Source organism: Paenibacillus sp. FSL H8-0048, assembly GCF_038002825.1.
Taxonomy (GTDB): domain Bacteria; phylum Bacillota; class Bacilli; order Paenibacillales; family Paenibacillaceae; genus Paenibacillus_AQ.
The window spans coordinates 3,829,167-3,845,234 of sequence record NZ_JBBODF010000001.1 but is presented as its reverse complement, the minus strand read 5'-3'; the positions used below and the strand labels follow the sequence as shown (position 1 = coordinate 3,845,234).

Here is a 16,068-nt window from a genome sequence, read left to right as displayed (position 1 = left end):
CAGATGCGGGCTTTTTGACGATTAAAGCAATGTTAACGGGATGTAGATTTCACTTACGGAGTCCGGATGGTGGGGGCCCAGATAATCTTGGCCGTAGTATTCAAATTCATAAGAGAGGTTCAGGCGGTAATCGGTTCTTGGCAGAAAAACGCCATAGATATATTTGTAGGTGGCAGAAACCTCTGCGGATGGCCCTGTATGCTTAAATCTGAGATAACGTGCTGGCGGCAGAGTATGAGTTGTTAATTTGGTGCCTGTGAGCTCGCAGCTGGACTGAACGGTAGTGCCGGTACGTACAGATGCTAGGCTGTTCAACTCACAGGCAATGTGGAAGGAGATTCCCTGATTCTCATAGTTATCCGGCCAATAGCCTACCTGGTAATATTGTTCTGGAAGCTTACGGTCCGGGATAGCAGAAAGGCTGTGGAACAGCTGCTCCCATGCTGATCCGATGACCGACTGATCTTGCGTAACGGTAATGAACGGCCCCTGAAGTCTGATTTTCCCAAGCTCAATCAGGTCAGGAGAGGCACCCTTCTGGTCTGACCAATGCGGTAAATCAGCCGGCTGCAAGGGATGGAGCAGCAGAGGGATGTCCGGGTTAGACTTGTGGCGGATATGGGTGGGAGTAGTGTGCAGCAGTCTTTTGAAGGCCCGGGTGAAGGTCTCGTAATCATTATAAGCATAGTCCAGTGAGATCTCGTGACAAGTCCGCCCGGGTCTGCTTAGAATATCCCTGGCCGCCTCGGAAATCCTCCGTCTTGCTATATAGTCGCCCGGTGTGAGTCCGGTAACCCCTTGAAACAGGCGGATGAAGTGGAACAGGGAATAACCGGTCTCTCTGGAGAGGTCCAGAACAGACAGCGGCTGCTTCAGCTTCGATTCAATATATTCTATCGCCTGTAGAATGAGCTGGCTGTTCTTCATGTAGTCCTCTCCTCTAGCTTACTCTACAGTCCACTCTCCCCATGAGGCAGCCCATGCAGGCACTCTAACCTGACAGACACGGTCGGTGGACGGGAAATAAGCTTTGATATCAAGCACGGGCGTTCCCGGATAGGCATCCAGTCCGCTGACCTCCACAATTCCCTGATCTAGGTCAACGGATAGAATACGGGCAACCGTGAGTCCAAGCGGATTAGGGCGGACCGGAGACCGGGTCGCAAAAACACCGCTTACCGGAGCATCATAGGGAGGCTCGATCTGAGTAGTCCCCCGGAAGCTATCATCTGCAAACTCATGAATCCACCACAGGATCTGGCAGTGGCTGAAAGCATCTAACCCCTTTAAGGCAGGTCGGTATTCGGGTCTAATCTCAAGTTGCAGGTTCTGCTGTGTTCCGGTTACTACTCCTACTGGTATAATATTATACGATTCTAAGGCGGGCATTGGCTGTGACTCCTTTCGGCTGGGGGATGATTCTAGTCTACCGGAAGTGAAGGGAATTCGGCCTGATGATAATTGCGGACTTGTATGTCATGGTATAATAGGTTGTTGATGACAGGGAGGGGTTTGGACGATGAAGGTATTGGTATTGGCTGAAAAGCCGTCGGTGGCCCGTGAGATTGCGCGGGTGCTGGGCTGTGGAAATAAACAGAAGAGTTATATGGAAGGTCCGAAATATGTGGTGACCTGGGCGCTGGGGCATCTGGTTGGCCTAGCTGAGCCTGAGGACTATAACAATAAATATGCAACGTGGGCGCTGGAGGATCTGCCGATTCTGCCCGAGAAGGCCAAGCTTAAGGTGCTGCGTGAGACCAGCCAGCAATATAAGGCTGTGCAGCAGCTGATGAAGCGGCAGGATATTGAGGAGCTGATCGTAGCAACGGATGCGGCGCGTGAGGGTGAGCTGCTGGCCCGCTGGATTATGAATATGGCAGGCTGGAAAAAGCCGTTCCGGCGGCTGTGGATCTCTTCGCAGACGGATAAGGCCATTAAAGAAGGCTTCGCTTCGCTGCGGCCTGGACGGGATTTCGACCGGCTGTATGAGTCTGCACGCTGCCGTGCTGAGGCGGATTGGATGATCGGGCTGAATGTGACGCGGGCCTTAACCTGCAAGTTCGGCGCGCCGCTCTCTGCGGGGCGTGTGCAGACACCTACCCTGGGCATGATTATGGACCGGGAGAATGAGATTACCGGCTTCCGTTCCCAGGAATATGACCTGCTGACTGCGGATTTCGGGAGCTTCCAGGCGGGCTGGCGGGCGCAGGGCGGAGATGGGCGGATTTTTGACAGGGAAAAGACGGGGGTTCTCAAGGATAAGCTTACTGGCCGCAGCGGACAAATCACCAAGGTACAGAAGAGTGAGAAAAGCGAGCCGCATCCGCTGGCGTACGATCTGACAGAGCTGCAGCGTGATGCCAACCGCAAATTCGGCTTCTCGGCCAAGCAAACCTCAAGTGTGCTTCAGAAGCTGTATGAGCAGCATAAGTTGGTCACTTATCCGCGTACAGACAGCCGTTATCTGACCGCTGATATGACGGGTACATTAAAAGAAAGACTCGACAGCGTGGCTGTCGGGCCGTATGCAGCCCTTGCCAGACCGCTGCTGCGGAAGCCGCTGCCGATGACGAAGCGGATTGTCGATGACAGCAAGGTCAGCGATCACCATGCGATTATTCCGACAGAGCAGACAGTGCTGCTCAATCTGCTGAGTGCGGAAGAGCGGAAGCTCTACGATCTGATCGTCCGGCGGTTCATTAGCCTGTTCTATCCTCCGGCCCGTTATGACGCCGTAGCTGTGACGGTAACCGTGGACGGTGAAGGCTTCTATGTGAAGGGAACTACCATCAAGGATGCAGGCTGGCGTGAGGTATACGGCGGGGATATGAGCCTGGATGACGACGAGGAGAATGCGGGGGATGAGCCCGCAGCAGGAAGTGTGAAGCTGCCGGAGCTGCGGGAAGGCGATAGCGTGAAGCTTGCGCGCTGCATCATCAAGCCGGGACGGACACAGCCGCCGAAGCGTTATAACGAAGCCACGCTGCTGACGCAAATGGAGAAGCATGGGCTGGGGACACCGGCCACACGTGCGGATATCATTGAGAAGCTGGTCAGCTCGGATACGATTGAACGGCAGGGCAATCTGCTGCACCCAACCGGCAAGGGCAAGCAATTGATTGAGCTGGTCTCGGGGCAGCTGCGTACACCGGAGCTGACGGCACGCTGGGAAGCGGAGCTGGAGAGAATTGCGCGCGGGCAAGGGCGCCCGGAGCCTTTTTTGCAGGGTATCCGCAGTATGGCACAAGAGCTGGTGTCCGGGGTGAAGAACAGCGGGGCGGAATACAAGCCGCATAATGTCTCTAACAGTCATTGTCCGGAGTGTGGAACAAGGATGTTAGAAAAGAAGACCAAACGCGGCAAGCTGCTGGTCTGTCCGAAGGAGGACTGCGGCTATACCCGGGCGGGCGAGAAGCAGTTGTCGAACCGCCGCTGTCCGCAGTGCCATAAGAAGATGGAGATGAAGGAAGGCAAGGCCGGAAAGTATGTGCAGTGCCTCGGCTGCGGCATTACAGAGACGATGGATAAGGACCATAAGCATATCAATAAACGCGAGCAGCAGAAGCTGGTTCAGCAGTACAGCAAGACGGAAAGTGCCGGCAACAATCTTGGCGATCTGCTGAAGGCTGCGATGGAAGCGAAACAGAAGGGCGAATAGGCTTAAGGAATAAGACTGCCGGGATGTACCGGTGGTCTTGTTGCGGCTTCAGGGCTGTTCAAGGGACGGTAGATATGCTTTACTTACAAAGATTGAAAAGGGATCAGGCTTCAGGGTTTCGATAAATAGAGTGGGGCAGGTGGAGAAGTGGCAGCGGCTGAAGGTTTAGCGAATGTGGTGAAGGCGGCAGAGGCCCCGGGTAAGAAGGGGAGCAGCCGGTTGTATTTTCTGGTAATAGTCTTTATGTTCTGGTTCTCTTCGTATATCTATGTTCCGGTGCTCTCGCCGTATGTGGAGCATCTGGGGGCTTCTTATGTCATGGTGGGAGCGGTGCTGGGAATCTACGGCCTGATGCAGATTCTCTTCCGGCTGCCGATAGGAATGGGTTCAGATGTGCTTAACCGGCGGCGGCCGTTCATCTATCTGGGGCTGATCGCGAGCGGAGCGAGCTGTCTGCTGTTCCTGGCAGGGGCCCATCCGGGCTGGGCGCTGGCGGCGCGGGCGGTCTCGGGGATAGCGGCATCGGCGTGGGTGGTGTACTCGGTGATGTTCGCGGGGTATTTTCCGAAAGAGGAGGCGGGCAGGGCTATGGGGATGCTCCAGTTCACCACGGTGATTGCCCAATTGACCAGTATGATGATCAGCGGTTATATCGTTGATCACTTCGGCTGGAATACCCCGTTCATCATCGGAGGAATCGTGGCGGTGGCTGCGATGCTGCTGGTCGTCCGTCTGCCGGAGCAACAGCTGGAGAAGCGCACAGCGATTAAGCTCAAGGATCTGGCCGGTGTCGTGAAGGAACCGCTGCTGGTAAAAGTATCGCTGTTATCGGTGCTGGCCCATTGTGTGCTGTTCATTACGATGTTCGGCTACACGCCGAATCAGGCGCTCTATATTGGCGCGAGCAAGGGGAGCCTCGGCTGGCTGACGCTGGCTTTTATGCTGCCACATGCGATAGCGACCCTCTATGGTGCGCGGCTGTTCGGCCGGTGGCTGGGGGACCGGGGGACACTGATGCTGGGTTTTGCCGGAAGTGCGGTGTTCACGCTGCTCATTCCCTCGATGCCTACGCTCGCGGCGTTATGTGTAACACAGATTGGGAACGGGTTCATGCAAGGCCTGATCTTCCCGCTGCTGCTGGGGAAATCCGTCTCCGGGGTAGCTCCGTTTAAGCGGGCGACAGCGATGGGGTTCTATCAGGCGGTGTATGCGATCGGTATGTCGGGCGGTCCTTTTGTAGCGGGATGGATGAGTGCGGCGTACGGTCTGCGAGGAGGCTTCTGGCTGGGAGCCATTGCAGCGGTGCTGGCGGCAGTGCTGTCCTGGTTCTGGATCAGAGAGGCCGGAGCCGCAGGCGGGCGGAGCAAGAAAGAGCGGGAGCTGCAGGGCCGGTGATGTGAGGTTATTGGTTTTTTGCCGGAAAGGGTAATATAATAGAGAGCAAGGTAGGATGCCAGGAGGAGGGGCCGGAAGGATGGTCAAGGCGGTATTGCTGTGGTTCGCGCTGATCAACATTATCGGGTATGTAGTGATGTCGGAAGACAAGAACAAGGCCCGGAAAAGACGGGATCGGGTGCCGGAGAAAACATTGTTTCTGCTGGCGTTCATGGGCGGTGCGCTGGGTGTGCTGATTGCCATGTACCGCAAGCGCCACAAGACGAGGCATACTTCCTTCAGACTCGGAATTCCGCTACTGCTGCTGCTGAATATGCTGCTGTATGGGTATTTTTTGAGGTAAGCCGCTTGAGGGCTTGGTAATGATGTAAATAACAGAAAGAGGTGGCGTATATGTTATTCTCTAAAATTGTGCTTGCCTATGACGGTTCAAAGGCTTCGAATCAGGCTCTGGAACGGGCGATCGAGCTGGCTAAGGTAACTCCAGGGTCCTCCCTGTACGTCGTACACGCATTTGAATTCCCGCGGTTCTTCATCGGGGAAGCTCTCGCGCCTCTGCCGGCATCGGTGAACAAGGATTATTATGACCTCGCGGTCCAGACAACGGATGAAGTGAAAAGCCGCCTGGATGCCGAAGGTCTGAATGCTACGGTAGAATTGCTGCAGGGATCGCCTGCGGAAATTATTCTGAATTATGCCAAGGAGCAGGGTGCAGATGTGATCGTAATCGGCAGCCGGGGGCTGGGCGGTATCCGGGAGTTCGTTCTGGGCAGCGTCAGCCATAATGTGGTGCAAAGCGCGCGCATTCCGGTGCTGGTTGTTAAATAATAGAAGCTCTAGTAGAGGAACGCTGTGGCGTTCCCCTTTTTTTAGTACGTAAATGGGCAGATTAGCGGGAATAAGATTTTCATTTATGCCCAAAAGCGAACAATTTACAAGTCTGATATGACAATGTTCGTGTTTAAGTTGACATGATGTGTAGGGCGTTGTTAAACTGAATCTATGAAGAGCTCGTATAAAACCGGGGATAGGGCCCGGAAGTTTCTACCCGGTAACCGTAAATTGCCGGACTACGAGGAAATAGGATAACTGGAACGACAGCAGGGTAGCCTCCCCGCAGCCCGGGGCGGTGTTCCTGTATTCTCCTGCCTGTTAGGACGGGGAGAGTGCGGCTGCCGGGCGGTTATCACCTGATTCCTTAGTAGTCCGGGTCCACCCGCAGCAGAATGCGTCTGGAGTCCGGGCTATTTTTCACGGTTCATGCGGGAATTGGCAGGAAACGGGACACAATGAAATCAGAGAAATCTCTATAACGGAAATGGAAGGCTGGGTGAACGATGTCTGTGCAAGTAGGTGTCATTATGGGCAGCAAATCGGACTATGAAACGATGCAGCATACCTGTGAAGTGCTGGAGGAGCTGGATATAGCTTATGAGAAAAAGGTTGTCTCTGCACACCGCACACCGGATCTGATGTTCCGTTATGCCGAGGAGGCGGCGGAGCGCGGCCTGCGGGTCATCATCGCTGGAGCGGGCGGTGCGGCGCATCTGCCGGGTATGGTGGCTGCGAAGACCATGCTGCCGGTCATCGGTGTACCTGTGCAGTCGAAGGCCTTGAACGGCATGGACTCGCTGCTGTCGATTGTGCAGATGCCTGCGGGCATTCCTGTAGCGACAGTAGCCATCGGCCGCGCCGGAGCTATCAATGCGGCGCTGCTGGCAGCGCAGATCATCGGCGCCTTCGAGCCGGAGGTGGCGCAGCGTGTGCAGCTGCGGCGCGAGGCGACTCAGCAAGAGGTGCTGGAAAGCAGCGAGAGTCTATGAGCCTGGAGGAGCTGAGGGCCGGACGGCTGGAGGGTGGCGCGGAGCAGGCTAAGGCGGAGCGGGGGATGAAGGCTCAAGGCGGAGCGGAAGGCTTCGGGGCAGAGCGTGCGGTAAAGGCTGAAGGCAGAGCAATAGCTGCCGGAGCCGAGCCGGAGCGGGAAGAGACCGGGGTGCAGCCGCCACTGACGCTGCTGCCCGGTGCTACGATCGGCGTGCTCGGCGGCGGGCAGCTGGGGCGCATGATGGCGCTGTCCGGGAGCGCCATGGGCTACCGCTTCGTGGCGCTGGACCCGGCAAAGGATGCGCCCTGCGGGCAGATTACGCCGCAGATCACAGCGGCGTATAACGACCGGGACGCCGCGCGCGAGCTGGCGCGGCGCTCCGACGTCATCACGTACGAATTCGAGAACGTGGACGCTGGCGTAGCCGCGCTGCTGACGGAGGAATCGTACGTGCCGCAGGGCAGCGCGCTGCTGTATACGACGCAGCACCGGCTGCGCGAGAAGGCGGCGGTCGAGGCGGCGGGCGTACCCGTTGCCCCGTACCGCAAGGTGGGCAGCCTGGCGGAGCTGGAAGCCGCGGCTAAAGACCTGGGCTTGCCCTGTGTGCTGAAGACCGCCACAGGGGGGTACGACGGCAAGGGACAAGCCGTCATCCGCAGACCGGAAGAGCTGGCGGCAGCGTTTCGGCAGGTCGCGCCGGGGGCATCGGCTCAGGCTGACGGGGCCGCACAGGTGGACGCGCCGGAGCTGGTGCTGGAGAAATTCATCACTTTCAAATGTGAGATTTCGGTCATCGCCGCCCGGAGCGCCTCGGGGGAGGTCAAGAGCTTCCCGCCTGCCGAGAACATTCATGTGGATAATATCCTGCATCTCTCGATTGTGCCTGCACGGGTGCCGGAGGAGATTCAACAGCGGGCCTGTGAGCTGGCCGAGCGGATTGTCTCCGGCATGGAGGCGGTCGGGCTGCTGGCGGTAGAGATGTTCGTGACAGAGGATGGAGAGCTGTTCGTCAACGAGCTGGCGCCGCGTCCGCATAACTCCGGTCATTACACGATGGATGCCTGCGTGACCTCGCAGTTCGAGCAGCATGTGCGGGCCATCTGCAATCTGCCGCTGGGCGCTACCTCGCTGCTTACTCCTGTGGTGATGGTGAATGTACTCGGCCAGCATCTGGAGGGAGCCGTTCAGGCAGCCTGCCGTGCGAATGAGGAAGCGGACAGGCTTGGAGTATCACCCAAGCTTCATATATATGGTAAGACCGAGAGCAAAACCGGCCGCAAAATGGGCCATATCAACCTGCTCTGCAAGGATACCGGCGACGGCTTGTCCTGGGTAGAGCAAACTAACCTTTGGAGGAACTGACAAGCTATGATTGAACGTTACAGCAGACCTGAGATGCGGGCCATTTGGACCGAAGAGAATAAATTCAACGCGTGGCTGGAAGTTGAGATTTGCGCCTGTGAGGCATGGGCCGAGCTGGGAGTCATCCCGCATGAAGATGCCGCGAAGCTGCGCAAGGATGCCAAATTCGATATCGCGCGGATCGATGAGATTGAGCTGGAAACACGCCATGATGTGATTGCTTTTACCCGTGCGGTATCTGAGAGCCTTGGCGCAGAGCGCAAATGGGTGCATTACGGACTAACCTCGACAGATGTGGTCGACACGGCGCTCGGTTACCTGCTGCGTCAGGCCAACGAGATTCTGGAGCAGGATATCATCCGGTTCATTGAGATTCTAAAAGACAAAGCTATCGCCTACAAGGATACCCCGATGATGGGCCGTACCCATGGCGTACATGCAGAGCCTACGACATTCGGGCTGAAGATGGCACTGTGGTATGAGGAAATGAAGCGGAACCTGGAGCGCTTCCGTCATGCCGCGAACGGCGTACAATTCGGCAAAATCTCCGGGGCCGTCGGCACCTATGCCAACATCGACCCGTTCGTGGAAGAATTCGTCTGCCGCAAGCTGGGCACCAGCCCCGCACCAATCTCCACGCAGACCCTGCAGCGTGACCGTCACGCAGAGTACATGGCGGCGCTGGCACTGGTTGCTACTTCCCTCGACAAGTTCGCTACCGAGATCCGCGCTTTGCAGAAGAGTGAGATCCGCGAGGTCGAGGAGGCTTTTGCCAAGGGTCAAAAGGGCTCGTCTGCTATGCCGCACAAGCGCAACCCGATCGGCTGCGAGAACATCTCCGGTCTGTCACGTGTAATCCGTGGCCATATGATGACAGCTTACGAGAACGTGCCGTTGTGGCATGAACGCGATATCTCGCATTCCTCCGTAGAGCGGATCATCCTGCCGGATGCGACCATGCTGCTGAACTATATGCTGAACCGCTTCGGCAACATCGTGAAGAACCTGACTGTATTCCCTGAGAATATGAAGCGCAACATGAACCGCACCTTCGGCGTTCCGTTCTCCGGCCGCATCCTGACCAAGCTGATCGACAAGGGCTTCAGCCGCGAGCAGGCGTACGACACCGTGCAGCCGCGCGCGATGCAGGCTTGGGAGGAGCAGACCCAGTTCCGTGACATCGTGGAAGCCACCCCGGAAATCACTGCCGTGCTTAGCGCGGAGGAGATCGAGGATGCGTTCAATCCTTCCTGGCATCTCAAGCATGTGGACACTATCTTCCGTAAGCTGGAGCTGATCTGATTTATAAAAAAGGTAAGTCAGTGGTGAAGGGATGAACTGGAGAAGAGTTGGGCGGAGCGGTGCGGGAAGAGACGTTGGTCTGGAGCGTATGCGACAGTGGATGTGATTTAGATATTAGGGTTAAAGGAGGAACGGAGAGGGATTTTGGAACTGTAGAAGCGTCAGCGTTCGCCTTTATGTTTGGATTTCCACCGCTAAGCGGTTCAAATCAAGAAATTCAAACATAACAGCGATCGGAAGTCCAAAATTCCCGCAGTGACCCTATTAACCCGAAGGAGAAGCAGTTTCCGCTGATGCGAAGGGAACAGACCGCCCCAGGCGCTTTTAGCCAAATATACGCAAGATCATTTGTTCAAGGGAGGAAAGGTCATGACATCTTCGGCCATATCCACTGCCGTGGAACTAGTAAATGCGCCGCTGCTCTACAAAGGCAAGGTTCGTGAGCTATATGATTTAGGGGATGAGATACTGATCGTGGTAACAGACCGGATCTCTGCCTTCGATTATGTGCTGGATCCGGCGGTGCCGGACAAGGGCAATGTGCTGAACAGGCTCAGCGCCTTCTGGTTCGGCCAGACCCGGGAGCTGATCGAGAACCATGTGGTGCATATCGAGGTGGACAAGCTCGGGGACATTGTGAAGGACAGGGAAGCGCTCAAGAACCGGATCATGGTTGTCCGCAAAGCCGAGAGGATTGACATCGAATGTGTCGTGCGCGGCTGCATTACCGGCGGCGGCTGGCGGCAGTACCAGGAGACCGGAGAGGTCAACGGCATTGAGCTGCCCAAGGGACTGCGGAAAAATGCGGTGCTGGCGGAGCCGATTTTCACACCTGCGGCTAAAAATGATGTTGGTCACGATGAGGACATTCCGTTTGAGCGGATGCAGGAGCAGATCGGCGCAGAGCTTGCGCTTACGCTTAAGGAGAAGAGCCTGAAGCTGTTCGCTTTTGCCAGAGCCTATTGTGAAGAACGCGGCATCATCCTCGCCGATTGCAAATTCGAGTTCGGTCTGTTGGACGGTAAGGTGATTCTGATCGATGAGATCTTCACACCGGATGCTTCCCGCTTCTGGGCCAAGGACAAGTACGCACTGGATATCGAGATTGACAGCATGGATAAGGAGCCGGTTCGCACGTACCTGTCAGCCTCCTCCTGGGACAAAAACAGTACGCCGGACCCGTTGCCGGCTGAGGTGGTCGAAGAAACGTCGCGCCGGTACCTGGATATCTATCACCGCCTTACTGGAAAGTCGTTGTAGATTCATTTTAGTTGTATTCTCTACATTAAGCCTAATTCAGTTCATTAAATTCTAGGAGGAACTACAAGCGTATGTTAAAAGCGACAGTCTACGTCACCATTAAGAAAAGCGTGCTCGACCCTCAGGGAGTTGCCGTGCAGGGTGCCCTGCATTCCGTTGGATTCCAGGAAGTTGAAAGTCTGCGGATCGGCAAGTATATGGAGCTGACCCTCGATACCGATAACCGCGCAGAAGCGGAAGGACGCCTGAAGGAAATGTGCGAGAAGCTGCTGGCCAACACGGTGATCGAGGATTACCGCTACGAATTGGAGGACTAAACGTCATGAAATTTGCAGTACTTGTCTTTCCAGGCTCCAATTGTGACATTGACTGCTACAAGGCAGTAGAAGACAGCCTCGGCGAACCAGTGGATTATGTATGGCATACAGCGACAGACCTGTCGGCGTATGACTGCATTCTCGTGCCGGGCGGCTTCTCTTATGGTGACTACCTGCGCTGCGGCGCAATCTCCCGGTTCGCTCCGGTAATGGCTGAAGTGGCTAAGGCGGCAGAGCAGGGCAAATTCGTGCTCGGTATCTGCAACGGGTTCCAGATTCTGACCGAAGCAGGTCTTCTGCCGGGCGCGCTGCGCCGCAACATGTCGATGAAGTTCCGTTGTCATGACTCGGTGCTTAAGGTCGTTAATAACACAACCCCGTTTACTATTGACTATGCGAAGGATGAAGAGATCGTCATTCCTATCGCGCATGGCGAAGGCAATTACTATTGTGATGAAGAGACGCTAGCAGAGCTTCAGGCGAACAATCAGATCGTATTCACCTATGGTGACAACCCGAACGGTTCGGTGGCCGATATTGCCGGAATCAGTAATGTGGCGGGCAATGTAGTCGGCATGATGCCTCACCCGGAGCGTGCAGCGAATAGCCTGCTGGGCTCGGAAGACGGCAAACGGATGTTCACATCCATTCTCAAGACATGGAGGGATCGTTATGACGCAGCAAGTATCCGCTAAGGAGCCGAACGCAGAGCAGATCGCGGAGCAGAAAATCTACAGTCAGTTCGGTGTATCAGACAGCGAATATGAGCTCATTACCTCCTTCATGGGACGTAAGCCCAATTATACTGAAATCGGTGTGTTCAGCGTCATGTGGTCTGAGCACTGTGCATATAAGAACTCTAAGCCGCTGCTGAGCCGCTTCCCTACAAGCGGACCGAAGGTACTGATGGGACCGGGTGAAGGCGCGGGCATCGTAGATATCGGGGATAACCAGGCCGTTGTCTTCAAAATCGAAAGCCACAACCATCCGTCGGCAGTAGAGCCTTATCAGGGCGCGGCAACCGGGGTGGGCGGGATTATCCGCGATATTTTCTCCATGGGAGCAAGACCGGTGGCCTTGCTGAATTCCCTGCGCTTCGGGAAGCTGGAAAGTGACCGGGTTAAATACCTGTTCGAGCATGTCGTGTCCGGGATTGCAGGCTACGGCAACTGTATCGGGATTCCGACGGTCGGCGGCGAGATTATGTTCGACAACAGCTATGACGGCAATCCGCTGGTGAATGCGATGTGTGTCGGGCTAATCGATCATGACAAAATTCAGCGCGGTGTCGCCAAAGGGGTAGGTAACCCCGTATTCTACGTAGGTCCGCCTACTGGCCGTGACGGCATTCATGGTGCGACCTTCGCATCGGTGGAGCTGAGTGAGGAATCGGAAGCTAAGAAGACCGCCGTACAGGTCGGCGATCCGTTCATGGAGAAGCTGGTGATGGAATCCTGTCTGGAGCTGATCGACAGCGGCATCGTCCTCGGCATTCAGGATATGGGCGCAGCCGGACTGACCTGCTCCAGCGCAGAAATGGCGAGTAAGGCAGGCAACGGTCTGGAGCTGTATCTGGATCAGGTGCCGCAGCGTGAAGACGGGATGACCCCATATGAGATGATGCTCTCGGAATCCCAGGAGCGGATGCTGTTCGTGGTGGAGCCTAAGGATGAGGCGCAGGCGCAGGAGATTTTTGACCGCTGGGGCGTGATTTGCCGCAAGGTAGGTAAGGTGACCGATGACGGCCGCCTGAAGCTGTTCCATCACGGCGAAGTGGTCGGCGATATGCCGGTGAAGGCGCTGGTGGATGAATGTCCGATCTATAACAAACCGTCTGCAATTCCTGCATACTACGAGGACAATGCAGCGATTGATACGCTGCGGTATGAGGAAGTGACTGATCTGGGCGGTGCGCTGCGCACTGTACTGGGATCGCCTACCGTAGCAAGCAAAGCATGGGTATACAATCAATACGATTATATGGTACGCACCAGCACGGCGGTTCGCCCGGGTTCCGATGCGGCAGTGGTCACCATTCATGGTACGCGCAAAGGTCTGGCCATGACGACGGACTGTAACGGCCGTTATGTCTATCTGGACCCTGAAGTGGGCGGACGCATTGCTGTCAGCGAAGCGGCGCGAAATATCGTCTGCTCCGGTGCCCAGCCGCTGGCGATTACAGACAACCTGAACTTCGGCAGCCCGGAGAAGCCGGAGATCTTCTGGCAGATGGAACGCGCGGTAGACGGTATGGCAGAAGCTTGCCGGGTGCTGGATACGCCGGTTATTGGCGGGAATGTCAGCCTGTATAACGAGAATGCCTCCGGGGCCATCTACCCGACACCGGTTGTCGGCATGGTGGGACTGGTTGAAGATACGGATCACATTACAACCCAGGCCTTCAAGCAGGAAGGCGATGCTGTACTTCTGCTAGGCGTGACGAAGGCAGAGCTGGGCGGCAGTGAATTTCAGTATGCTGTGCATGGCTTGACGGAAGGCCGTCCGCCGGAGCTGGACCTGGCGACTGAGCGCAAGCTGTTGGATGCCGTCCTCGCTGCCATCCGCAGCGGTCTGGTGCGCTCGGCGCATGACCTGTCTGAAGGCGGCTTGGCCGGAGCGCTGGCAGAGAGCTGCATCAGCGGCAGTATCGGCGCGAATATTGAGCTGTCCGCAGGCGGGCTGCGCCCGGATGTGGCGCTGTTCAGCGAGAGCCAGTCCCGTATTATCCTGACTTCGGCGCCTGACCATGCAGAGGAGCTGAAGGCGGCAGTTGCCGCATACGGCGTGCCTGTAGAGATCATTGGAACCGTTGGCGGAGAGCGCCTGCGCGTTACACTGGACGGCTCGTCTGCACTGGATGAAGCTGTTACCGGACTGAAGACCATTTGGGAGGATGCTATTCCATGTCTTATGAAATAAAGACCGGGAACAAGCAGGAAGCCCCTATCCTGTGGACCGGCGACTTTTACAATGAAGGAACGGGCTCGGGAGATATTTTTGACACGTTAAAAGAGGAATGCGGCGTCTTCGGGGTCTTCGGACACCCGGAGGCTGCCTCCATGTCCTATTACGGACTGCATGCCCTGCAGCACCGGGGCGAAGAGAGCGCGGGCATCTGCGTGGCGGATGGACGCGACTTCAACTATCACCGCGGCATGGGCCTGGTGAAGGAAGTCTTCGACAAAGACAAGATTGCTTCGCTGGTCGGAGACATGTCAATTGGCCATGTGCGGTACTCCACCAGCGGAGACAGCCGGCTGACCAATGCGCAGCCGCTGGTCTTCAAATACCGTGACGGCGATCTGGCGATTGCCACGAACGGCAACATCGTCAACGAGCCGCTGATCCGCAAGCAGCTCGAACAGGGCGGCTCGATCTTCCAGACGACCAGTGATACCGAGGTGCTGGCGCATCTGATTGCGCGGTCACAGAAGGATTTTGTCGAAGCTACGAAGGATGCCTTGTCGCAACTGGTCGGCGGCTTCGCCTTCCTCTTGATGACCAATGACAAGCTGATTGTCGCCTCAGATACCCACGGACTCCGTCCGCTCGTGATGGGCCGTCTGGGCGAAGCCTATGTCTTCGCTTCCGAGTCGTGTGCGCTTGAAGTCATCGGCGCTGAGCTGGTGCGTGATATTGAACCGGGTGAGCTGTTGGTGCTGGATCAGAACGGCTTCCGTGAAGAACGCTTCGCAGAGCCTAAGCGCAAAGCACTGTGTGCGATGGAGTACATCTACTTCGCCCGCCCGGACAGCGACCTGAACGGCTCCAACCTGCACTCCGCCCGCAAGCGTATGGGCAGCCGTATGGCGCTCGAAGCCTTCGTGGATGCGGATATTGTCACCGGCGTGCCGGATTCCAGTATCTCCGCCGCCATCGGCTATGCCGAGCAGACGGGCATCCCGTACGAGCTGGGACTAATCAAGAACAAATATACCGGCCGTACGTTCATCCAGCCCAGCCAGGAGCTGCGTGAGCAGGGCGTCAAGATGAAGCTCAGCGCGGTACGCCGCGTCGTGGAAGGCCAGCGCGTAGTGATGATCGACGATTCGATCGTGCGGGGTACCACCTCGCGCCGGATCGTCAACCTGCTGCGCGAAGCCGGAGCCTTAGAGGTCCACGTGCGGATTACCTCGCCGCCGTTCAAGAATCCGTGCTTCTATGGCATCGATACCCCGGACCGCCGGGAGCTGATTGCCTCTTACAAGACCATCGCCGAGATGTGCGAGGAGATCAACGCCGATTCCCTGGCGTTCCTCTCTCCCGAAGGGCTGATCCAGTCCATCGGCGGCTATAATAGTGACGATTACAAAGGCGGCCTATGCCTGTCCTGCTTCGACAATGATTACCCGACGCAGGTGGATTTCGGCGGGGAAGAGAAGGACGGATGCAGCTGTTAACATCCCCCTAAGTCCCCCTTGCGAAGGGGGATTCCGGAGGGCGCTGCCCTCCGGCCACCCGAAAGTTTGGTGGAAGGAGCTTGCTCTAAACTTGCTAAGTAGGCTTGGGTGCGCGTCCCCGCTTTGTCCCTGTGTGCTGCGCACGGACGGGACACGCTTAGCGGCGCTGCCCCCCCGGCGGCCTGCGGTCCGCCGGCCCCTCCGGCTCCAGAATCTGTCCTGTTTGCTGCGCAAATCAGGAGATTCTGTCGCCTTAAGGCCCGCACGGCTTCGCCCCGTGCGGAGAAGAGCTCCCGCCCCCGTCCCGTTTGCTGCCGCAAAGTCGGGGTGACGGTCGCCTAAGGAGGCGCTGTGCGAAGCCCAGCGCCGACCCCTTGCCGCTGTGCAAGGCGCGAAGCTTCGGCTTGCGGCAGGGATTTAAACCCGGTGGTTGGAGTCATGGAGAGGAAATTTGGAACTGTAGGAGCGGTAGCGTCCGCCTTTATGGCCCGATTTCTACCGCAAGTAGCGGTATCAATCAGGAAATCGGGCCATAACAGCGGCCGGAAG

The 16,068-nt window shown here is 56.7% G+C and carries 14 protein-coding genes and 1 riboswitch; of the genes, 12 read left to right on the top strand and 2 right to left on the bottom strand.

Annotation, left to right across the window (positions count from 1 at the left end):
- Positions 1-21: 21 nt before the first annotated feature.
- Both NSU18_RS16280 and tsaA read right to left on the bottom strand, forming a co-directional pair.
- Positions 22-927: a helix-turn-helix domain-containing protein gene (locus NSU18_RS16280; RefSeq protein WP_341149544.1), complete on the bottom strand. Its 906-nt coding sequence runs from the start codon at positions 925-927 to the stop codon at positions 22-24.
- Between the two features lie 18 nt (positions 928-945).
- The gene (gene tsaA, locus NSU18_RS16275) at positions 946-1,389 is read right to left on the bottom strand and encodes a tRNA (N6-threonylcarbamoyladenosine(37)-N6)-methyltransferase TrmO (protein WP_341014683.1); all 444 of its coding nucleotides are present in this window, start codon (positions 1,387-1,389) and stop codon (positions 946-948) included.
- A 130-nt stretch (positions 1,390-1,519) separates the two neighbouring features.
- Here tsaA and NSU18_RS16270 point away from each other — a divergent pair, with 130 nt between their 5' ends.
- The 12 genes from NSU18_RS16270 (at position 1,520) to purF (ending at position 15,519) form a co-directional block, all read left to right on the top strand.
- Positions 1,520-3,658, top strand: coding sequence for a DNA topoisomerase III (locus NSU18_RS16270; RefSeq protein ID WP_341149543.1), 2,139 nt, complete (start codon positions 1,520-1,522; stop codon positions 3,656-3,658).
- Between the two features lie 147 nt (positions 3,659-3,805).
- On the top strand, positions 3,806-5,053 hold the full coding sequence (locus NSU18_RS16265; RefSeq protein WP_341149542.1) for an MFS transporter: 1,248 nt from the start codon (positions 3,806-3,808) through the stop codon (positions 5,051-5,053).
- 79 nt (positions 5,054-5,132) lie between these two features.
- A complete protein-coding gene (locus NSU18_RS16260) occupies positions 5,133-5,396 on the top strand; it encodes a DUF1294 domain-containing protein (RefSeq protein WP_341014679.1) in 264 nt (87 codons plus the stop codon).
- Positions 5,397-5,446: 50 nt separating this feature from the next.
- Entirely contained in the window at positions 5,447-5,881 is a 435-nt protein-coding gene (locus NSU18_RS16255; protein ID WP_341149541.1) for a universal stress protein, read from the top strand.
- Between the two features lie 163 nt (positions 5,882-6,044).
- Positions 6,045-6,146, top strand: a riboswitch (purine riboswitch).
- 244 nt (positions 6,147-6,390) lie between these two features.
- A complete protein-coding gene (gene purE, locus NSU18_RS16250) occupies positions 6,391-6,876 on the top strand; it encodes a 5-(carboxyamino)imidazole ribonucleotide mutase (RefSeq protein WP_341149540.1) in 486 nt (161 codons plus the stop codon).
- A 239-nt stretch (positions 6,877-7,115) separates the two neighbouring features.
- Complete coding sequence (purK, locus tag NSU18_RS16245; RefSeq protein ID WP_445321863.1) at positions 7,116-8,240, top strand: 5-(carboxyamino)imidazole ribonucleotide synthase; 1,125 nt, start codon at positions 7,116-7,118, stop codon at positions 8,238-8,240.
- A 6-nt stretch (positions 8,241-8,246) separates the two neighbouring features.
- Complete coding sequence (gene purB, locus NSU18_RS16240) at positions 8,247-9,542, top strand: adenylosuccinate lyase (RefSeq protein ID WP_076080170.1); 1,296 nt, start codon at positions 8,247-8,249, stop codon at positions 9,540-9,542.
- A gap of 369 nt (positions 9,543-9,911) precedes the next feature.
- Positions 9,912-10,802, top strand: coding sequence for a phosphoribosylaminoimidazolesuccinocarboxamide synthase (locus NSU18_RS16235; protein WP_341149538.1), 891 nt, complete (start codon positions 9,912-9,914; stop codon positions 10,800-10,802).
- Positions 10,803-10,873: 71 nt separating this feature from the next.
- Complete coding sequence (gene purS, locus NSU18_RS16230; protein WP_019913657.1) at positions 10,874-11,119, top strand: phosphoribosylformylglycinamidine synthase subunit PurS; 246 nt, start codon at positions 10,874-10,876, stop codon at positions 11,117-11,119.
- A gap of 5 nt (positions 11,120-11,124) precedes the next feature.
- Positions 11,125-11,814: a phosphoribosylformylglycinamidine synthase subunit PurQ gene (purQ, locus tag NSU18_RS16225; protein ID WP_341149537.1), complete on the top strand. Its 690-nt coding sequence runs from the start codon at positions 11,125-11,127 to the stop codon at positions 11,812-11,814.
- Complete coding sequence (gene purL, locus NSU18_RS16220; protein WP_341014669.1) at positions 11,792-14,038, top strand: phosphoribosylformylglycinamidine synthase subunit PurL; 2,247 nt, start codon at positions 11,792-11,794, stop codon at positions 14,036-14,038. Before purQ ends, purL begins: the two co-directional genes overlap by 23 nt.
- Positions 14,023-15,519: an amidophosphoribosyltransferase gene (purF, locus tag NSU18_RS16215; RefSeq protein ID WP_341014668.1), complete on the top strand. Its 1,497-nt coding sequence runs from the start codon at positions 14,023-14,025 to the stop codon at positions 15,517-15,519. Before purL ends, purF begins: the two co-directional genes overlap by 16 nt.
- Positions 15,520-16,068: the final 549 nt, after the last annotated feature.